The 22,822-nt window shown below is 34.7% G+C and carries 12 protein-coding genes; 10 read left to right on the top strand and 2 right to left on the bottom strand.

The window, feature by feature from the left end; all coding sequences use genetic code 11:
• The first annotated feature begins 220 nt into the window (after positions 1–220).
• The 9 genes from DMA14_RS14325 (at position 221) to DMA14_RS14285 (ending at position 11,229) form a co-directional block, all read left to right on the top strand.
• A complete protein-coding gene (locus DMA14_RS14325; RefSeq protein ID WP_111425293.1) occupies positions 221–787 on the top strand; it encodes an REP-associated tyrosine transposase in 567 nt (188 codons plus the stop codon).
• 90 nt (positions 788–877) lie between these two features.
• Entirely contained in the window at positions 878–1,861 is a 984-nt protein-coding gene (locus DMA14_RS14320; protein ID WP_157957710.1) for a hypothetical protein, read from the top strand.
• A 304-nt stretch (positions 1,862–2,165) separates the two neighbouring features.
• On the top strand, positions 2,166–4,955 hold the full coding sequence (locus DMA14_RS14315) for a TonB-dependent receptor (protein ID WP_111425291.1): 2,790 nt from the start codon (positions 2,166–2,168) through the stop codon (positions 4,953–4,955).
• 82 nt (positions 4,956–5,037) lie between these two features.
• Entirely contained in the window at positions 5,038–6,507 is a 1,470-nt protein-coding gene (locus tag DMA14_RS14310; protein ID WP_111425290.1) for an SGNH/GDSL hydrolase family protein, read from the top strand.
• A gap of 234 nt (positions 6,508–6,741) precedes the next feature.
• Positions 6,742–8,253 (top strand): F0F1 ATP synthase subunit beta, encoded by a 1,512-nt coding sequence (gene atpD, locus DMA14_RS14305; RefSeq protein WP_111425289.1) that lies wholly within the window; start codon positions 6,742–6,744, stop codon positions 8,251–8,253.
• Positions 8,254–8,334: 81 nt separating this feature from the next.
• Positions 8,335–8,616, top strand: coding sequence for a FoF1 ATP synthase subunit delta/epsilon (locus DMA14_RS14300; protein WP_111368086.1), 282 nt, complete (start codon positions 8,335–8,337; stop codon positions 8,614–8,616).
• Between the two features lie 63 nt (positions 8,617–8,679).
• The gene (locus tag DMA14_RS14295; protein ID WP_111425288.1) at positions 8,680–9,216 is read left to right on the top strand and encodes a hypothetical protein; all 537 of its coding nucleotides are present in this window, start codon (positions 8,680–8,682) and stop codon (positions 9,214–9,216) included.
• Between the two features lie 162 nt (positions 9,217–9,378).
• Complete coding sequence (locus tag DMA14_RS14290; RefSeq protein WP_111425287.1) at positions 9,379–10,017, top strand: NAD(P)-dependent oxidoreductase; 639 nt, start codon at positions 9,379–9,381, stop codon at positions 10,015–10,017.
• Positions 10,018–10,092: 75 nt separating this feature from the next.
• Positions 10,093–11,229 carry an aminotransferase class I/II-fold pyridoxal phosphate-dependent enzyme gene (locus DMA14_RS14285; protein ID WP_111425286.1) on the top strand — a complete coding sequence of 379 codons (1,137 nt, stop codon included), beginning with the start codon at positions 10,093–10,095 and terminating at the stop codon, positions 11,227–11,229.
• A 50-nt stretch (positions 11,230–11,279) separates the two neighbouring features.
• Here the strand turns inward: DMA14_RS14285 and DMA14_RS14280 are convergent, their stop codons facing one another.
• Complete coding sequence (locus DMA14_RS14280) at positions 11,280–15,545, bottom strand: Ig-like domain-containing protein (RefSeq protein ID WP_111425285.1); 4,266 nt, start codon at positions 15,543–15,545, stop codon at positions 11,280–11,282.
• Positions 15,546–15,951: 406 nt separating this feature from the next.
• The gene (locus DMA14_RS14275; RefSeq protein ID WP_111425284.1) at positions 15,952–16,434 is read right to left on the bottom strand and encodes a regulatory protein RecX; all 483 of its coding nucleotides are present in this window, start codon (positions 16,432–16,434) and stop codon (positions 15,952–15,954) included.
• Positions 16,435–16,719: 285 nt separating this feature from the next.
• On the opposite strand from DMA14_RS14275, the gene DMA14_RS14270 reads away from it, so the two are divergent.
• Positions 16,720–22,740: a GEVED domain-containing protein gene (locus DMA14_RS14270; RefSeq protein WP_162536290.1), complete on the top strand. Its 6,021-nt coding sequence runs from the start codon at positions 16,720–16,722 to the stop codon at positions 22,738–22,740.
• Positions 22,741–22,822: the final 82 nt, after the last annotated feature.

Here is a 22,822-nt window from a genome sequence, read left to right as displayed (position 1 = left end):
GTATAAAAAACATATTGACAATCTTTTTTGTTAATAAAGTACTTTTAAATTAGATTAAACAGAATCAGTCTGCATTGGAGTCTTTACAATTGAATTCAATTCCTTTAAGAGCTTTACCGCAAAATGTGGTTATTCCACCTGCCCCGCTCCCGCACGAATCCTTTCGTGTGGCATAATGGAAATGAGTTGAAGTTTAAAATTTGTAAGTACTTAAGAAAAAATGAGCAGAAATTATAAGTTTCATAATCCTGAAGGCTTGTATTTTATCAGTTTTTCGGTAGTAGGCTGGTTAGATGTATTTACTAGAAATGAATATAAAGATTTGTTCTTGGAAAGCTTAGAGTTTTGCCAAAAAAAGAAAGGATTAGAAATTCATGCTTGGTGTATTATGACAAACCATGTGCATTTAGTTTTCAGAAGTATAACTGGACAAAATCCAGAATTATTGATTGGAGATTTGAAAAGATTTACTAGTCAATCTATAGTCAAAAGTATACAAGAAAACCCAAGAGAAAGCAGACGAGAATTCTTGTTGGAATTCTTTAAGAAAGAAGCAGAAAAAAGTTCTAATGTAAAGCATCATCAATTTTGGAGACATGATAATAAGCCAATAGAACTGTGGAGTAATAAAGTGATAGGGCAAAAGATAGATTATGTTCACAATAATCCAGTTGAAGAAGGATTGGTTTATAAAGCAGAAGATTATGTGTACAGCAGTGCAATAGATTATTCTGGCCAAAAAGGACTTATTGCTGATATGGTAGTTTTTAGGATGTTTAATGTTTAAGCAGAACGTTTTACACGAAAGGATTTGTGCGGGAGCGGGGGGAGTTTTTAAAAGGACTTTTCAAAGATTAAAAAGGTTAAAATAGAATATATGAAAAGAGTTGTATTGTTTTGTGTGGTAATGTTTAGTTCATATTGCTACAGCCAGACCTTTGATGGTAATTTAGGGGCTAAAAGTTTAAATTGGAGTGATAGTCAAAAAGATTTTAATAGTCCTCCTAGAGTAGGTGTGCAGCCTATGTCAATAAGATTATGGGATAATTATCATGGTTTAAATGCTCCTTCTGAATTTGGGTCTTTGTTAGAAATACATGGAAAGGAAAGTCATTTAGTTTCGCAGTTGTATTTTGATAATACATGGGATGGAGGTAGAATTCTTTATAGAAGTGCATTTTATGATCAATATACTTGGGAAAGCTGGCGATATCTTTTAGATTCGAAGAATGATGTTAAATCTTCTGGAAATTTGAAAATTGATGGAGCTGGTTTTGTATTAGGTGATTTGGGTGTTGGAGTTAGTAATCCATCAAATGTTCAGGGTTGGGGTAGAGTATTAGATGTTTCAGGAGTTCATAATTCTAAGATTTTGGCAACTTCATTAAATTCGAGTTATAGAGTTGGGATTTTTTCACATTCTTCATGGCATGAAGGTGGTGGATTTGTTGGTACGGAAAGTAACCATCCTTTGCATTTTATTACTAACTATATTGCAAAAATGTCTATTTTAACAAATGGTAACGTTGGTATAGGAGAATTAAATCCAAAAAACAAACTAGATGTAAATGGAACGATCCACTCGAAGGAAGTAAAAGTAGATATGCAAGATTGGTCAGATTTTGTTTTTAAAAAGAATTATAGTTTGCCAACTTTAGAAGAAGTAGAAAGGCACATTGTAGAAAAAGGACATCTAGAAAATATTCCAAGTGAAGAGGAAGTTTTGAAAAATGGAGTTAATCTTGGCGAAATGAATGCAAAATTATTGCAAAAAATTGAAGAAATGACTCTATATATCATTGAACAAAACAAGCAAATCATAGACTTAAACAAAAGATTGGAAAAAGTTGAGTCAAAGTAATGTAGGAATAGTGAATATGTTAAAAAAGCGAGATTTAGGTCTCGCTTTTTTTTATTGTCAAAAATTTTTTTGAAGACATGTATTTTTATGAATTTTTCAGTTTTTTGATAAAAATTTATATGTATGCATAGTAAACTAATTTTTCTTTAGGTTTTATTTGGTTTTATTTTAATAAATTGAATTAGTAAATAGTTAAAATATTGTACAAAACAGTGATAAATATTAATTTTATTTAACATTTTTTTATGCATATTAAAATAATTATGTATTTTGGCTATATATACTAACGATAAAACTAACCCTAATGAGAGTCTACTTGCTAATTATGTTGTTATTCAGCGGAGTATCTTTTGCGCAGAATACAATTACAGGTTCGGTTACTGACAGTAACAAGCAATCTATTCCTGGTGCCAATGTTGTTGTGGTCGGTGAAAATAGTGGTGCGTCCACAGATTTTGACGGGACATTTAAATTGACAACAAATGCCAAACTCCCTTTTTCTGTTAAAGTTTCAGCCATCGGGTTTGAGTCAAAAACGATTAATGTGACAGCAGCCAATCAAAAATTGGTTCTGGTGCTTAAAGACGAAGAAACGAAATTGGATGAAATTGTAGTTTCTGCTTCAAGGACACCGGAAAGAGTAATTGAATCTCCTGTTACAATTGAACGTATGGGGCTTCAGGAAATAAAAAATACAACTGCTCCAACTTTTTATGATGGTTTAGAAAATTTAAAAGAGGTAAACTTTAATACAAGTAGTATTTCTTTTAAATCGATAAATACTCGTGGTTTTGCTACAGTAGCCAATACTCGTTTCATGCAGTTGGTAGACGGAATGGATAACTCATCTCCTGCATTAAATTTCGTTTTAGGAAATCTTATTGGGGTTTCGGATATTGATGTTGCCAGTGTAGAACTTTTGCCAGGTGCTTCTTCGGCGCTTTATGGTGCAAATGCTTTCAATGGAATTATGTTTATGACAAGTAAAAGCCCTTTTACTAATGAAGGAATAAGTGTTTACTACAAATACGGACAGACTAGTCAAGATGCTGCTGGAACAAATGATTATAATGATTTTGGAATTAGAGCGGCAAAAGCTTTTACGAAGCATTTTGCGATGAAGGCTAATTTTACTTACATGGAAGCTTCCGAGTGGATCGCAAACGACACGAGAAGTATGACGGGAGGTTCTGTTGGGCATGCTATGAATCAGAACTATGATGGTTTGAATATTTATGGTGACGAGGTTACTACTTTTATTCCAAACGTTGGACAAGTTAGTAGAACGGGATATCGTGAGCAGGACTTAACAGATAATAAGGTTCAAAGCATGAAAGCTGATTTTAGTGCGCATATTAAACCATGGGCTGATGATACAGAGTTTATTCTTCAGTATAAAATTGGTACAGGAAGTACAATTTATCAGGGGGCTAACAGATATGCTTTGAAAGATTTCTTAATGCAACAAGGTAAGTTTGAGGTAAAAGGGAAAAACTTTTTTGGTAGAATATATTTTACAAGTGAAGATGCTGGAAATTCTTATGATATGAGGTTTGCGGCTTGGAATGTTAACCGAGCAGCCAAATCTGATCAAGAGTGGTTTACAAATTATGCTACTGCATATCAATATGCTGGAGCGGTAATGGGGACTAATGCAAATGAGTCTGCTCAAATTGCGAGAAATTTTGCAGATTACAATGTTCTGCCTGCGCAAATATCGTTTATTCCAAAGCCATCAGGTTCTCCAAGATTTGAGCCGGGAAGTGCTCAGTTTAATAGTGCTTTGTCGACTGTTATTCAGAATCCGGATTTGACTCAAGGGGCTAAATTTATTGATCATTCAAAATTATATCATTCTGATGTGAATTATAATTTTAGAGATGTTATTAAATGGGCTGAAGTTCAAGTTGGAGGTTCGTGGAGAAAATATGTGATGGATTCGGAGGGAACAATTTTTACAGATTATGATGGTCCGATTGAATATAAAGAATATGGTGCTTATGCTCAATTGCAGAAAAAATTCTTAGACGATAGATTGAAGTTTACAGGATCTTTACGTTATGATAAGAGTCAGAATTTTGATGGAAACATTTCGCCAAGAATTTCATTTGTGTATTCTGCGGGAGCATCAAAAACTCATAATTTCAGATTGTCTTATCAAACAGGTTTCCGTAATCCTACTACACAAGATCAGTATATTGGTTTAGATTTAGGGCCATTTGCATTAATTGGGTCGGCTCCAGAAAACTTAGATCGTTTTCAGGAAACGGTAAATGTAAGTGCGGCAGGGCAAGCCGCAGGACAGCCAGCAACTATAGGGATGTCAGGTCAGAATGCTTACCATAATGCATATACAGTAGCATCGGTTCAAGCTTTTGCTGCGTCTGCAAATCCTGGAGATCTTCAAGTTGCAGATATCGGACTGGTAAAGCCGGAGCAAGTTCAGGCTTTTGAGGCAGGATATCGTACAGTAGTGCAAAATGACTTGTCTGTAGATTTGAACGCTTACTATAATATTTATAATGATTTCATGAATACTGCGAGAGTTATTTCTCCTTATTATGGAACTGTTGGTACAGATCCGACAAATCCTGCTGTGCAGCAAACTTACCAAGCTCTTGCATTTGGTGATAGAAGAGTGTATCAAGTTTATACCAATACAACTGCTCGAATTTCTTCTTTTGGTTTTGGAGCGGGATTATCTAAAAAGGTCTATAAAGATTTTGAAGTGGGTGTAAATTATAACTACTCTCAGTTTGATTTCAATCAAGCGGATGACCCAGATTTCGTGGCTGGATTCAACACTCCAAAACATAGAATTAAAGCTTCTTTAGGAAATGCTAAAGTGATTAAAAATTTAGGCTTTAATGTAAATGTAAGATGGAATTCTGAGTACTTATGGGAATCTTCTTTTGGGGATGGTATGATTCCTGAAAATACAGTTTTGGATGCTCAGGTAAATTATGCTATTCCAAAATGGAAATCGGTTATTAAAGTTGGAGCAACAAACCTTTTCGGCTCAGATTATCTTCAGGTTATTGGGGCGGGTATGATTGGTCAAATGTGGTTTGCTTCTTGGACAATTAATCCATAAGGGTAATTATTTATGTGAAATTGATGTAGCTTCTTTGAAGTTATTTGAAAAATGAAGAGGTAATAATTTAAAAAGTACTAACATGAAAAAAAATATAAAAATGCTGCTGCTGGTTTCTTTAACCTTTATGGCAGCTTGTAATAATGATGATAATAATGCTCCAGAAGAAGTTCCGGTAGTTCCAGGTTCTGCGGTTTTTACTAAATATGTGTCGCTTGGCGATTCTTTTGCTGCAGGTTACAGCGATAATGCATTGTTTAAAAAAGGCCAAGAAAATTCATATGTAAATATCTTGTCGCAGCAATTTGTGGCAGTGGGTGGTGGAGCTTTTACACAGCCGCTTATGAATGATAATATCGGAGGTTTATTGTTAGGAGGTAATGTTGTTGCAGGAACAAGGCTTTATTTTAATGGTCAGGCTCCAGTCAATGTTTCAGGAAAACCGACAACTGAGATAACATCACATTTAACAGGAACGTTTAATAATATGGGAGTTCCTGGGGCAAAAAGCTACCATCTGGTTGCGGCAGGTTATGGAAACGTGGCAGGTGTAGCAACTGGAGCTGCAAATCCTTATTTCGCAAGATTTTCTAGTTCGGCCACTACTACTGTTTTGGCAGATGCTGTGGCTCAGGCTCCGACATTCTTTTCTCTTTTTATTGGAGGAAATGATGTGTTGAGTTATGCTACTTCTGGAGGTATTGGTAAAGATCAGACTGGAAATATGAATCCAGCGACTTATGGAAGTAATGATATTACAGATCCAACAGTGTTTAAAACTATTTATTCTAATTTGGTTACAGCTCTAACGGCTAATGGTGCAAAAGGAGTTGTGGCAAATTTACCTTATATTACAACTTTGCCATATTTTACAACTGTTCCTTATAATCCTGCTCCTCTTAGTGCGGCTTTGGCGACACAGTTAAATGCTGGTTATGCAGCTTATAATGGAGGTTTACAGCAGATGGTTGCCAATAAGCTTTTGGCGGCAGACGAGGCGGCTCGCAGGACTATAAATTTTAAAGCAGGAAATAATGCAGTTGTTGTTGTAGATAGTTATCTTACTAATCTTTCAGCGTATGGTATTCCATCTTATAGACAAGCAACAAAAGAAGATTTAGTGGTATTGTCTGCAAGAACATTTATTGGAACAACGGTGGGTGGAGATCCAACAAAAGTTAATGGTCTTTCTGTGCCTTTGGCTGATAACTGGGTTTTGACAAAAGACGAAGTTAATGAAGTGAAGAAGGCAACTGATGCTTATAACTTAGCCATAAAAGCAATTGCAGACGAAAAAAGGCTTGCATTTGTAAACACAGTTAATACTATGACGCAATTATCAAGCGGTGGTGTTCGATTTGGGAATTTCGTAATGTCATCTACTTATGTAACTGGAGGTGCATTTTCTTTAGATGGAGTTCATCCAAGTGCAAGAGGATACGGATTGATAGCGAATATATTTATTGATGCTATTAATGAAAAGTATGGTTCAACGCTTCGTCATGTCGATTTGGCTCAATACCCAATTCAATATCCGGCAACACTTCCATAAAAGCCATTTTTTTTAGTTTAAAAAACCGCTCATTTATGCCAATGAAGCGGTTTTTTCTTTTATTAAAAAAATGCTGTTTTTGTTGTTTTTTGGGCAAGTTTTATGAATCAAACAAAATCATGCTATTTTTTATGAAAAAAAAATTGATTTTATATTTTAAAAAATTATCTTTGCGCTCTGAAAAAAGAGGTATTTTCGATAAACCTAAATAGCTATTTAATAAATACATAAGTAATGTCAAAAGTAATAGGAAAAGTTGCTCAAATCATTGGACCAGTAGTAGACGTAGTTTTCAACGGTAAAGATGTTGAACTTCCAAAAATTTATGATTCACTAGAAGTCACTAAAAAAGATGGAACTATCTTAGTTCTAGAAGTACAATCTCATATTGGTGAAAACACTGTTCGTACCATTTCTATGGATTCAACAGATGGTTTAAGCAGAGGATATGAAGTAGTTGGAACTGGAAGCCCAATCCAAATGCCAATCGGTCCAGACGTATATGGAAGATTATTTAATGTTGTTGGAGATGCCATTGACGGTTTAGGTGATTTGCCAAAGTCTGGAGAGAACGGTTTGCCAATCCACAGACCAGCACCAAAATTTGAAGATTTATCAACTTCATCTGAAGTTTTATTTACAGGTATCAAAGTAATCGATTTGATCGAGCCTTACGCAAAAGGAGGTAAAATTGGATTGTTTGGTGGTGCTGGAGTAGGTAAAACAGTATTGATTCAGGAGTTGATCAACAATATCGCAAAAGGTCACGGTGGACTTTCAGTATTCGCTGGAGTAGGTGAAAGAACACGTGAAGGGAATGACTTGCTTCGTGAGATGTTAGAGTCAGGAATTATTAAATACGGTGATGATTTCATGCACTCTATGGAAAATGGAGGATGGGATTTATCTAAAGTAGATATGCCAGGAATGAGAGAGTCTAAAGCTACTTTCGTTTTCGGACAAATGAATGAGCCACCTGGAGCTCGTGCACGTGTGGCACTTTCAGGATTGTCTATCGCTGAGTATTTCCGTGATGGAGCTGGATCAGACCAAGGTAAAGACGTATTATTCTTCGTTGATAACATCTTCCGTTTTACACAAGCAGGTTCTGAGGTATCAGCACTTTTAGGACGTATGCCATCTGCGGTAGGTTACCAACCAACTTTAGCAACTGAGATGGGTGCAATGCAAGAGCGTATTACATCTACAAACAAAGGATCTATTACATCTGTACAAGCGGTTTACGTACCTGCGGATGACTTAACTGACCCTGCGCCAGCTACAACTTTCGCGCACTTAGATGCTACAACTGTATTGTCTCGTAAAATTGCTGAGTTAGGTATCTATCCTGCGGTTGACCCGTTAGATTCTACTTCTAGAATCTTAACTCCTCAAATTTTAGGAAACGAGCACTACGACTGTGCACAAAGAGTAAAAGAAATTCTTCAAAAATACAAACAATTACAAGATATCATCGCGATCCTTGGTATGGAGGAATTATCTGAAGAAGATAAACTTGCGGTAGCAAGAGCACGTCGTGTACAACGTTTCTTGTCTCAGCCATTCCACGTAGCAGAGCAATTTACAGGTATCCCAGGTGTATTAGTTGATATTAAAGATACTATCAAAGGATTTAACATGATTATCGATGGTGAGTTAGATCACCTTCCAGAAGCAGCTTTCAACTTGAAAGGTTCTATTCAAGATGCAATCGAAGCTGGAGAGAAAATGTTAGCTGAAGCTTAATATAATTATGAATTATGAGTTATAAATTATGAGTTTCTACTCACTTATAACTCATAACTTATAACTCATAACTCAAAAAAAATGATTTTAGAAATAGTATCACCAGAAGCGAAATTATTTTCAGGAGAGGTAACATCAGTTACTTTACCAGGAGTTAACGGAAGCTTTCAGATTTTAAATCATCACGCCCCAATTGTTTCAATCTTAGAAGAAGGAACAATTAAAATTGCAGCTCCAAGCTTCAGTTTTTCTAAAGAGGCTGCTGATAAATTTACGAGAGTTAATGACCAAACTTATACTTTAGGGATTAAGTCAGGAACAATCGAAATGAAAAACAATAAGATAATTGTATTAGTTGACTAAGACAATTTCAAAATAAGCTGAAAAAGCCAGACAGTATTGTCTGGCTTTTTTTATTTTTGGTGCATGGAAGAAAAAACAGAGAATGAAATTTCGATTTTTGCAGGAAAACGAGCTTGGTACGAACTATTACTGGCATCAGTGTTTTTTGGAGCTTTTATTTATATGATCCTTTTGTTTGTGTATTTTGCTTTTATTGAAGTGTCGGTTAAAATAGCGATTAGGGCTTTTGTAGTCTTTCTTTTGTGTGGGACATATTGCTTGGTTTACGGTTTTAAATTTTCTGCAACTAAAAATATGCTGGTAAATTTGAAGACCAACACTATAATTTCTAGGTATATTGTTGGGCCATTTTCATATGATGTGAAATTGAAGGCAACAGAATTTGAATATGTTTCTTTTTTCGAAGATAGATATGGTGAGTTTGGAACAAAACTTTGGTATGTCAAAAATAGGCACTATGAAATGTACAGTTTTGAAGATAAAGAATCTGCATTTCAATTCTCTCTAAATCTTTCGAATAAGCTCAATATTGATTTACTTGATGCTACTGAAAAAGGAAATTTTAAATGGGTAGAGAAAGAAAAATACAATAAATTGTAAGTCAGGCATTTTGTCTGGCTTTTTTATTTTATTACTTTTGAAGTATCAAAATCTCTTTATAAAATATTTGATCGATTGTAAAGGCTCAGTAAGCTTTTGCATTTTGTTTCATCTTGAATGATGGAACATAACTTTTTATGTCAAATTTTATAAAGAATATATATGAAAAATATATCAAAAGTTGCTGTTCTTGGCGGTGGCGGAAGAACAGGAAAATATCTAGTAAACGAATTACTAGAAAACGGATTTAGTGTAAAACTTCTATTAAGAAATCCGGACAATTTTACTATTCAAAATCAAAAAATAGAAATTATTAAAGGAGATGCTATTGATGATGAATCAATAAGTTTATTGCTTAGAGATTGTCAAGCTGTGATCAGTACTGTTGGACAGAGGCTCGGAGAACCAATGGTGGCAAGTCAGTCAACAAAGAATGTTTTAAATGCTATGAATGAGTATGGAATTCAAAGATATGTTCTTCTTGCAGGACTAAATATTGATACTCCGTTTGATAAAAAAAGCGCTAAAACAATTATGTCAACAGACTGGATGAAAGCTAATTTTCCTGAGATCCAGAAAGACCGACAATTCACTTATGATCTTCTATATGATAGCGAGGTAGATTGGACGCAAGTTCGTGTTCCGTTAATTATTTTTTCTGATGATAGTAATGAAATCTCTATAAATCTTGATGATTGTTTGGGAGATGAAATTACAGCGTTGGATATATCAAAGTTTCTGGTAAAAGAGATGGTCGAGTCAAATTACATTAGACAATCACCTTTTATAAGTGCTGTTTAAAATTTAGAATAACGGCGGATTGCTTATAATCCGCTGTTTATTTTATTCTAATAAGAATTGCCTAACTTTGTTTTTATGAAGTTTCCAGAAAATCTTAATCGAAAAATAGAAAGCTGTAAAGAGGAAAATCTGTTTAGAAAATTACCCGTGTTTAATAATCTGGTGGATTTCTCTTCAAACGATTATATCGGATTTTCTAAATCAGAAATTATTTATAAGCATACTCATGCTTATCTATTAGAAAATGAGATTTTTCAAAATGGAGCAACAGGTTCAAGATCGACAACTGGAAACCATTTGCTTTATCAAATTACAGAAAGTTTTATAGCGCAATTTCATGAGGCAGAATCTGCTTTAATTTTCAATTCGGGTTATAATGCCAACTTTGGGTTTTTTAGCGCTGTACCGCAAGAAAGTGATGTTGTTTTGTATGATGAATTGTGTCATGCTTCTATAAAAGACGGAATTGCAATGTCTAAAGCAAAATCATATTCGTTTATCCATAATGATTTTGAAGATTTGGAAAAGTATATTCTTAAATTTTCAAATGCAACATTTTATATTGTAACAGAAACTGTCTTTTCTATGGATGGTGATAGTCCGAATTTAGAAGAGTTAGTACAGCTTTCAGAAAAATACAATTGTTATTTGGTAGTTGATGAAGCCCACGCTTTAGGAGTCTTTGGTGAAAAAGGAGAAGGACTGGTTCAGTATTTACATTTGCATAATAGAATTTTTGCTCGAATTGTAACTTTTGGAAAAGCCTTAGGATGTCAAGGTGCGGCAGTTTTAGGAAGCATCGAACTTAGAGATTATTTAATCAATTTTGCTCGAAGTTTTATCTATACTACTGCTTTGTATCCTCATGCTGTTGCAACAATTTTTACAGCGTACCATCAATTGGAAATTGAAAAAGAAGCTATTGAAAAGCTTCGGAGGAATATTGTGTTTTTTAATCAGCAGAAAAAAATGTTAGGACTAAAACCAATGTTCGTTCACAGTAAATCCTCAATACATTCCGCTATTATTCCAGGAAATAAGAATGTAAGCAAGTTATCACAGCAACTTCAGGACAAAGGGTTTGATGTTCAGTGCATTTTTTCTCCGATTGTTCCAGAAGGTCAGGAGCGTCTTCGTTTTTGCATTCACAGTTATAATTCGCAAGAAGAGATTAATCAAGTTTTGGAATGGGTTAGAGATTTTGTTTTCTGATTATAAAAAAAATGAAAATAAAAAACCCATCATAAAGATGGGTTTTGGTATTAATTGAATATAATTTTCTTTGTGACCGTATGATCATTTTCTAGCATTACTTTTACCAATAAAACCTGATTGGTAGAATGCAAGTTTGTAATATTTAATTCTTTTGCCTCAATTTTATTTTTGCTATAAAGCGCTTGGCCACCGATTGTATAGATTTGTACTTCTTTAATGTTTTCAGCTCCGCTAGTAACATTTATTGCTTTTGATTTTACAGCAACCAAAATCCCATCTTTTACATTCTCAAAATCATCTGTGCCTAAGGTTTTATTTGTATAACGCAATAAAAAACGATCTGTAAAGGTTCCAACGGCTGTTTTAAAAGTATAATTAGAAGTACGTAAATCGGTTATACTACCTGTTGTTTTGTCTTCTAGATAAACTGCCTGAGTGTCAAAGAAACCGTCAGTATGATCAATAGAAATTGTAAGATTGCCTTGAACAGTGCTTTTATAACCAATAGGAACAATATCAGAATTATCAAAAGGTAAGGCACGGCCTTGCACGGTTAGTTTTTTAGTTTCGTTAATACTATAAAAATCAATGTAGGAGTTGCTTCCCATTGTTGTGGCGTCATAATTATAATCTAAATTATTGGTTGCTCCTGTTGCATATCCAATAAGCATTTGCTTGAAGGCACCATCTGAATTGGTCAAGTTTAGCCATAAGCGGTTTTTTTCGATTTGACTTGTTTTTTCAATCGTCTTAAAGAATGCGGTGTTTTTGGCTTTAACTCTTTGTTCGTTTGTAAATAAAATAGAGCTTACATTTGGTTGCGTAAAAAATCCTTGTCCAACAGCAATATAACCGTTAGGAATTTGTCCTTTTGGCGATGGCTGTGTTTGTCCCATTAATGTGAAAACAGCAAAATCGGCACTATCATAAGTAAATGTGTTAGTTCCCTCAATTCTTTTAGGTGGCGTATTATGTGACCAGAAATATAAAGGTCCAACATCTCCATTGTCTGTAATGAACTTTTCAGCATCAATAGCAGATGGGTAAGGGTTGCCTAATAAATTTAATTTTCCGCTTACAATTTGAATTGGGATGTTTCCATTATTTGGTACCCCTGTGAATTTCGCAGTAAAATTGCTTGGAATTGCCAGATCATATGTTTGTGGTGCTCTAATACTGTATCCGTATCCTGCTTCCATAATTTTTTCACCATAGTAGCTAGGAACCCATTTTGTGGTAGTTGCATTCCAATAATGATATTTGTCAAACAAAGTTTGCGGAGATAAATCATGCATAGACAAACCAATTACAGGCGATGACCAGTATGTTACGTCGTATCGAACTACGCTGGTTGTTCTTTGTATTTCAAAAGTTTTTGCACTTCCCGTAAGCATATTTTTGGCTGTTGAAGTTTGAAGCAAAGATCCTCCATCTAAAATCAGCAGTTTTCCTTCTCCAAGAACATTTATATCTTCATCAACAGTTAAAGTTATGTCTTTTGGAACCGTCAAAGTAACTTTGTCGTTTATTGTACAAGAGCAAACTGTAAGATCCGCAGTTAATGCTGTATTTGAACTGATCAATAACGAACTTCCATTTGGAGTAGCTACACCATTATAGTCTGTTTGGGTTTTAATAAAATTTAAATTCAGCCTTGAACTTTGTTTGTAATCTTTTAAGCGAATTTCGACTTTAGAATTTTTGCCTAAAACTCTAGGAGTGGTTAATACATTGTTTACAGGTGCATTATCATTAATGTTTCCTGGCGAAGTGTAAACTGGAGTTGTAGCATTTTCATCATCAATGAAAATTTGTACTTGGTCATCGCAGTTTGTAATTTGTATTTGGTAAGTTCCGCAAGGAAATCCTTGTCTTTTGTAAACTAGAGTGAAGTAATCTTGTGGAACGGGAGCACCTTGCCAGCCAGATTTAGCAGTATCAAAAGAAGGTGATTCTGCAAGAGCAAATGAATCTGTTGTATTAATATTTACAGGATTTGCACTATAATATCCAGCGTAACTTCCTTGTGGAATTGTAAAATTATTACCACTATCTGCAGTCGTAAATCCGTAAACTTTCCATAAATTATCTCCAAATGGATAAGGCGCAGTATTGCTTCCTGCTATTAACCCCATAGAGAACTGTATTCTTGAATCGGTTGTTTTTTCGTAATATTCTAAGTCAAAAGTATAGTCTACACCAGCTGTCAATTGCATATTTACTGCTTTTTGAGAATAATTTACACCAGACCATTGATCAATTATTTTGGTAGTTCCGGAAGCTGTAGTTAAATACAAACGATAATAATCGTCACCTCCAACAGTGATATTGTAAGTGCCCGTTACATCAACTTTGGCTTTCATTTTATAGCGAACAAAGAAATAGTCTGAAGGAGTTTCACACAATTGCGGATTTAACCCAGTAATAGTTCCTTGTACAACATCACGATTAAATAGTTTGTTTTCTTCAACTTGTCCAATATAAGTCATGTTTGAAATCGGAATAGTCGTAGGCGTTGCAGGATTTGGATCTGCAGGACTGCCAGTTGGTGGCAAAGTTGTTGTTTTATACACATATCCTATCCATTTATTATCTCCGTATTTAATTTGGTCACCTGGATTACAAACAGGTGCTGTAGCATTAACAGTTACAGTAGCAGAAGAATAATTAGAATTAGTATTCTTAAGAGTGTATGTAAATGTTGCAGATCCAGTAAAATTTGCTGCTGGTGTAAAGGTTACATTGTTAAGGCCGTTTACAGTTACAATACCATTACTAGGTTGTGTTACCGTTATGGCTTCTAGAGGATAGCCACCAATAACATCATTATCTAAAATAGGAATGGTTACGGCCTGATTTGATGGAGTTGAAACGATATCATTCTTTGCTGTTAAGGTAAAAACATCTTCGATTGTTCCAGTGATTACTGGACCTTCTGGACTTCCATTGCCATTTTTAATTTCAAAAGTATTGTTGCTAGCATAAACATAAAATCTAATGTACAGGGTTTCTCCAGGCAATAAGGTGTTTAGGCCTGATGCGATATTATTAGTTAACGGCGTCCATGATGAGGCAGCATTACTCTCTGGTATTAATGTCTGAGCACCACTTGTAAAATCTGGATTCTTAGAATATTTTACAAGAAACTTTTGATTCTTTCCTCTGTAAGTAAAATTAAATTGTTTAAGATTTAATTTGTGTTTAGAATCGGGTGCGATTTTAAATTGAATATACTTAGTTTCGTCTGCTGTATTTACAACATTAGGGTTATTAGAAGGAGTAGGCCAGCCGTTAGTTTGAAAAAATGCATTATTTTGGTTTTGATATATATAATCTAAAGTTATGTTAGTGCCCGCCTTTGTAATTGGAGAGTTTGGGTCTACATATTGTTTGGTTACGGGATTAAATGTGTCATCGGCTCCATCCCAAAGCGATAGAAAGTCTGTTGTGTCTTGATTTACTGTTACTTTTATGGTTCCTGTAGATGTTTCCGTTGCATTTGAGATGGTGTAGTTGAAAACAGAAGTGCCAATAAATCCTGCAGCAGGATTAAAAGTTATAGTTTTATCAGGATTAAGTATCGCAGTTCCTTCGGCAGCAGATGGAGGTGTAGAAATAACTAAAGTGTTTACGTTGGCTTTGTTTACGTCATTGTTTAACGGATTTATATTAATAGCTACATCTTTTCTAGTGGTAACGTAATCATTGATAGCTAATATTTTAGTTGCATCAAAGCTTAATACTTCACCATTGATGGTAGGTACAATATTTCCGCTTCCGGTTCTGATTTGGAAGTCGTTATTAGTGTAATAAGCATAAATTCTAACATAAACTTTTTCAGTAGGTAGAACAGGGTTTATTTCTTCAGAAAAATTCAATGTGTATTGTATCCAATCACTCGAAACTGATGTTGCTGTAAGAAGATTATAAACACCAGATGAGAAATCGGATTGTTTGGAATATTTAATTGTATATTTTTGAGAACCTGGAGATTTACATTCAAAAACGAATGTGCTTAAATTCACCTTATTTCCTGTTTTAGGTCCCAGAGCAAATTGTACATATTTTGTCAGATCATATTGGCCACCTTTGGTTTGAGGTGTCGGCCAGCCACTACTGGCAAAAAAAGTGTTTGCTGCATTGTTAGAGGTATATACATTAGTCACAGTTGCTGATAAATCAGAACCGTTAATTGTTCCTATTGGAACAGGAGCAAATCTATTGCCAGAATTTGCTGCGTCCCATTTTATTAAAGCAGTTTGAGCAAATCCAAAAAAAGGCAATAATAAGAATAAAAGTAGAGTTTTTTTCATGTTAAATGTTTTTTATCAATTTGTTATGCTGGTATAGGACTTCTTAATCAAACAAAGGTATATACATTTACGAGCCCAATTATGGCGCGGTTTTGAGAACCCCGATATAATCGATGAACTAAAAAAATACTCGATGAAGCACATTTAAAATTTTAATCTTAGACAAATATTCTTATAAAAGGCTTAGTTTTTTTGCAGGAATAATTGTGTTAAATTTATTTTTTGGAGACTGTTTTTTGAAGTTTTAGAGTGAAAAACGTCTAGTTAGTTATAAATTCCGAAAAAATGGAATATTTTATAACCAAAAGCTGTTTGATTTATGGAGTAATTTTTGATGATTTTTGGACAAAAATCGAAATGGTTTGCAAAGGATAAAAAAGGGCTCTTTTTTAAGATAAAAGGGAATTTAGTTTTCTTCTAGTTCTTTAACTTTTTCGTAAACTAGATTGCTTTCATAACCTCTTCGCAACATATAGTCACAGAACTTTTTGCGTTTTTTAAGTTGGTTGGTTTCAGAGATGCTATTCCAACCTCTTTCGGCTAGGTTTTCGAAAGTTTCGAAATATTCCTCAGAAGAAATTTCTTTTAAAGCCAAAGTAATATTTGTTGATGAAATGTTTCTTGCTTTAAGTTCATTTGTGATTCTAATTTTTCCCCAATGCTTGATTCTGTGTTTGCCTCTGGCGAAGCTGCATGCAAAACGAGTTTCGTTTAGAAAATTCCCTTCAATGAGCTGTACGACAATACTGTCAATCTCGTCACGAGTCATTTTTAGGTCATATAATTTTGAAACTACTTCATCATGACAGCGCTCTTGATAGGCACAAAAATGCTCTAGCTTTTGTAAAGCTTCTTTGATGGTATAAGTGCTGTTTGTCGGCTTTTTCATGCATTTTAACGTTTAAATCAGGTTATAGTCAATTAGTTGTAAAACAATTCTAAAAATTGTTAATATATTATAAAAAGAAATAAATTATAACCTTGTGTATTAGGCTAATTTAAATATTTTTGTACGGAATTTTAACAGTTTTCATATTCTGGTAAAAATCAAGAATTTAACATTTAGTTTCCATTAAAATACCCAAATGAATATTTATTTTTTTTTGAAAATAGATTGCCATTTTTTGCTTTTTAGCAAACCAAAAACAAATTTAAAACAAATACCTACTAACATATGGTGAGAAAATTACTTTACTCGTTTTTATTTTTTATTTCCTCTAAATCTTTTCCCAAAAGATTAAGCACACCCAATTTAGGATTGCTTTGTGTTGGGATGTTTTTTGTGATTTCTTCTGCTAATGCAGATACATTTTTTTCTAGGAGATCAGGCAATTGGAATGCTCGATCAACTTGGTCATATAATAGTGGGGGAAGTCAGGTGCCAGCTGGAACGTTCCCTGTTGCAGGAGATATTGTTATTATTGAAAGGGGTTATACTGTAACCATTAATACTAATTCTGCTTGTGCGACATTACAAGTGGGAAGCCCTGGAATAGATGGTGGTAATGATTATGGAGCGATTGATTTTAATGGTGCCTATACATTAACAGTTTCTGGAAATTCTACATTTGGAGGAAATGGATCTACAGCTAGAACAGGTACAATAACTTTTTCAAGTGGTTCAGTCTTTAATACTGGTAGTTTAAATGTAGGAAATCCAAATGGTGGAACAAGAGCCGCTGGTATAATAGATATGGGTGCAGGAGGTACAATGAACATCGGTGGTGGAATTGCTGTAACGACAGTATCAGGAAATAGTTGGAGTCCAGGAGCAGGGACAGTAATAATGAGTGCTACGAATAATTTGCCATCAACATTATTTACAACATTCAACAATCTAACCGTTAGCTCAGGAACTACTACATTAGGAACAGGATTGACAATAAATGGAAATTTATCAATTACAGGGGGAGGCTTAACATCAGGAACTAACAACCTTACAATTGCAGGAAACTTTACGAATACAGGAACATTTAATCCAGGAACAGCAACAGTTACATTTAACAAATCTGGAGCACAATCTTTTAATGTTTCAAATTTCTATAATTTAACACTAGCCGGAAGTGGCACAAAAAGCTTTACCGCAGGAACTATTATTGCGAATGCTTTGGTTATTAATACTAATGTTAATGCAAATTTAGGCACTCAAAATCATACTGCTGTTTCTCTAACATATGGTGGAACAAATGCACCTACAGCTTCTTCTTGGGGGAGTACAGCTTCTTCAGCATTCAATAAAAACAATACTTACTTTGGTAATTCAGCAACAGGAATATTGAATGTTACATGTGCTTATTTTACAAGCGTCAATCCGATTACTGAGGTAATGTTAAATACCTTGGACAAAACTAGCCCTAATCTTACTACAGGTTTAACGTATGAGGATTTTACTGCTGACACTCCTACAACACTTGTTAAAGGAGAGAAGTATGCTTTGACTGTAAAAGGAAATACGACTGGTTACACAAATGGCTATTATATGGCCTACTTTGATTGGAATAATAATGGAGTTTTTACAGATTCTGGTGAAAGTTTTCCAATAGGAACGATTTATAATTCAACAGGGGCAGATGGTAAAGCAGCATCTGTTTATTTAACAGTTCCTACAGGAGCTGTTGCGGGAAATATTAAGATGAGGATTGTAGGAAGAATGGACGATTCTTCTAGTAGCCCATGTGTTGCAAACAATAGTGCAGGGCAAATTGAGGAATATACTGTTACCGTTTTGAATTCTTGTTCTGGAAATCCAACTTCTAGTACTACTGTTTCATCATTACCATCGGTATGTCCTAACGAGCCTTTTGTATTGTCTTTAGGAAGTACTTTTATTGATGGTTCGACTTATGTTTGGGAAAAGTCTACAGACGGAACTAATTGGTCAAATACAACTCCGACAACAATAAATTTTTTCTCTAGTGATTTTTCTACTCCTCAATCTCCAAACAGTTCAAGTTCAGATGGGATTATAGTTCTGTCTGGTGATGATTGTTTAATAAATGGAAGCGGTGAGTTAGTTTTAACTGGTACAACTCAAGCAGGTCATAATAGTGGATTCTTTATAAACAAGTCTCCAAATGCTAATATAAATGCCTTTACAGCAGCTTTTAAATTTAGAATTTGGGATACAACAACAGGAGGTAAAGGAGCTGATGGTATGAGTTTTAGTTATGGGAATAATGTTTTTGCTGGAGCGGGCGGAGGAGAAAATGGTGAAGGTAATGGTATTATTATTCAATTAGATACTTATGATAATGAAGGTTTAAATGGAGGAAGTCGTGTTAGAGTTTTGTATAATAACGTAATGTATTTTACTTCTGCTATTAATGTGATCCCATTGAGAAATTCATCTTATCAAAATTTAGTTTTAAGAGTAGATGCTAATGCAAAATTATCTCTGGTAATTGGGGGAACGACTGTTGTTTCAGAGCTTTTCTTACCAGGCTATGGTACAGCTGATAAATCTTTATGGAAATTCAAATTTTCTGCACGTACAGGAGGTGAAAATGATAGACATAGTATAGATGATGTGTCAATTAATTTTCTAGATACGACAGGTTCAAAATCTACATTTTCTACTTCTCAAACAGTAAAAACATATTATCGAGCAAAAATAAGTTGTGGAGGAAACGCTACAGTTACTTCCTCTACTGTAACGGTAGATGTAACATCAGCAACAATTACTCCAATGATAAGTAATGCATGTACAGGAGTTGCTTTTTCTGAGACACCAACAAACGGTACAAATGGAACAATTCCAGCTAATACAAAATATACATGGACAGTACCAACCGTTACTGGAGGTTTAACTGGTGGGGCAGCAAATACGGTTGCGGCATCTTCTATAACAGGAACATTAACAAATAGCACATCTACAGCTCAAACAGCAACTTATACCGTTACTCCAATTACAGGAAGTTGTTCAGGTGTACCTTTTACATTGACTGTTACTGTTAATCCAAACAATACTGTCTCATTAACTTCAGCTGCTGGAACAAATGCACAGACTGTATGTATTAGTACTGCAATCACAGATATTAAGTATAACACAACAGGTGCAACGGGAGCGACATTTTCAGGTCTTCCTGCAGGAGTTACAGGAAGCTGGTCAGGAAATGTAGTGACGATAAGCGGAACTCCAACGGCAAGTCAGGCAAGTCCGTATAACTATACGGTTACTTTGACAGGCGGATGCGGAACTATTACAGCTACAGGTAGTATAACAGTAAATCCTACAAGTGTTGGTGGTACAGTATCAGGAAGTATTTCTGGATGTACAGCTTCAAGCGGAACAACTTTCACATTAACAGGAAATGTAGGTAGTGTAGTGCAATGGGAGTCATCAACAGATAATTTTAATACTGCTGGTACGCCAATAGGAAATACAACAACTAGTTTAACAGTTTCAAATGTTAACGTTACAACTTATTATCGAGCATTAGTAAAAAGCGGAAGTTGTTCTTCTGTTTATTCATCAATAGGAAGTATTACAACAGGAAAAGTGACTGCTGCATTATCTACTTTAATAGTATGCAATGGTTTTACTGCTAATTGGAATAAAGTAACGGGTGCAAGTAAATATTTATTGGATGTTTCTACTTCTAATACTTTTAGTTCTTTTGTTACTGGCTTTAATGGTAAAGATGTTGGAGATGTTTCTTCTTTTGTAGTAACAGGTCTTTTGCCTAGTGCAACATATTATTATAGAGTTTATCCGCTTTATTCATGTGGTGTTTATGCTGTAGCATCTAATGTAGTTTCAGTAACAACTGCTGCATTACCAACAGTTGCAACAATAGGCGGTGGCTCTAGCTCGGTTTGTATCGGTGCTACAACCCCTGCTTTTACAAATAGTACTGGTGGAGGAACGTGGTCGATAACAAATGTTACAGGAAATGCAAGTATTACTTCGGCTGGTATTGTGACAGGAGTAGCCTCAGGAACAGTTACAGTTGTTTATACAGTTACAAATGGAGGGTGTTCAAATAGCTCTACACAAACTTTAACAGTGAACCCAAACAATACAGTTTCATTGAGTTCTGCAGCAGGTACAGACTCGCAAACTGTTTGTGCCAATACTGCAATCTCAGATATTAAATATACTACAACAGGGGCTACAGGAGCAACATTTTCTGGTCTGCCTAGCGGAGTTACTGGAGGTTGGTCAGGAAATGTAGTTACAATTAGCGGTACTCCTACTACAGAAGTGGGTAGCCCATTTAATTATACAGTAACTTTAACTAATGGTTGTGGAAATATTTCAACAACAGGTACAATAGCAGTAAAACAAGCACCTATAGCACCATCAATTACAAAAAACAACGATGTGTCGTGCGGAAGTTTTGGAAGTATAACACTAACAGGTTTATCTGGAAATTGGACAATTAATCAGACAGGAACGACTACATTGCCGAGATCATTTTCTGGTACAACTTCTACTCTTCCTATTCAAGATTTAGTAGTAGGGACGTATTATTTTACAGTTACAAATGATTTAAATTGTACTTCAAGTACAGCTACTGTTACTATAAACGACATTAGTTCAAACACAACATGGAATGGTTCAGGATGGTCTAATGGTGAACCAGACGGAAGTAAGAGTGTAACGATTTCGTCAGTTGTGCCAAATCAACCTTTTTCTGCTGCTAAACCAAACATAACAGCATGTTCTCTAAATATCAATGTTCCAAATGGGACAACAGATCCTAACGTAATTATTCCGTCTGAAATGACTTTGACTATTACAAACGGAATATCAAGCAATGGTAAATTGATATTTGAAAGTGGATCTAGTTTATTGCAGGGAGCAAATGCTGTTAACACAGGTAGTATTTCTTATAAAAGAAAAGTTAGTTTGCGCCGTTATGATGTTGTTTATTGGGGAAGTCCAGTGACAAATGGAAGTTTTACGATGCATGATTTTTCGCCAAATACTTTATGGGATAAATATCATTATTGGAATCCGACTAATCAAAAATGGGTTTTGAGTAATAATGGTATAGACGTTATGAAAATAGGAAAAGGTTACTCTATTAGAGCTCCACAATATTTTGATTTAGTATCTCCTTCGGTATTTGATGGTACATTTGTTGGTATTCCAAACAATGGGGATTGGTCAGTTCCAGTAGAGCATGATAAGTTAAATTTAATAGGAAATCCATATCCTTCTCCGATAAATGCAGCTAAGTTAATGCTGGAGAATAAAGATCATATAGGATCATTATATTTTTGGACGCATAATCAGCCTCCACAAGTTGAACCAGGAACTAATACTTTTAAATATCTAAGTTCAGATTTTGTTATTTATAATGGGACAGGTTCGGTGAGAGTAAGTGGTGAGATTGTTTCAGGTGCAGATGAATTTAATGGATTCATCGGGGCAGGACAAGCTTTTTTTACAAATGCACCTCCAACTGCAACTGTAATTAAATTTAATAATGGCCTTCGTGAGGGAAGCTCAAAGAATACGCAGTTTTATAAAACGGATAAAACTAGTGAAGTTGAAAAAAATCGTCTTTGGTTAAATATTGCCAATTCACAAGGTGCTTTCAAACAGATATTAATTGGTTATATTGAGGGAGCAACAAATGGTAATGATGCACTTTATGATGCAACGACTATGGGAAGCAACTCTTACATCGATTTTTATAGTATTAACGAATCTAAAAAACTTATAGTTCAAGGCCGAGCACTTCCTTTTGATAATACAGAAGTAATTCCTTTAGGATACAGAAGCGGTGTTGACGATAAGGGAGATCGTAACTTCACAATTTCTATTGATCATGCAGACGGATTCTTTAATACTCAAGCTGTATACTTAGAAGATAAAGTAACGGGTAAAGTAACGGACTTAAGAAAAGAAAATTATACTTTCTTTAGTGCTGGAGAAACAAATACAACTCGTTTTTCACTTCGTTATACAAACAAAACTTTGGGAACAGGTGAGTTTGAAAATCTTGAAAATACAGTTTTAGTTTCTGTTAAAGACAAAACAGTGAATATTACTTCGTCTAAAGAAACAATAAAAGAAGTAAATGTTTATAACATTGGAGCGCAGTTATTATACTCTAATAGCAAAGTAAATGCTTCAGATTTACAAATTAAAAACTTGCATTCTACAGATCAGGTATTATTGGTAAAAATAACCTTGGAGAATGGTCATACTTTCACTAAGAAAGCTATTTTTTCTAACCTGTAAATGATTGCCAAAATATTTGTAAGCCCATTCCTTAAAAGAGTGGGCTTTTTTTATGCATAAAAATATCCCTAAATCTTGGTAT

It is taken from the genome of Flavobacterium sharifuzzamanii (assembly GCF_003254585.1).
GTDB lineage: Bacteria > Bacteroidota > Bacteroidia > Flavobacteriales > Flavobacteriaceae > Flavobacterium > Flavobacterium sharifuzzamanii.
Note: the sequence above shows the minus strand (reverse complement) of the source record. Positions and strands in the feature narration are given on the sequence as shown.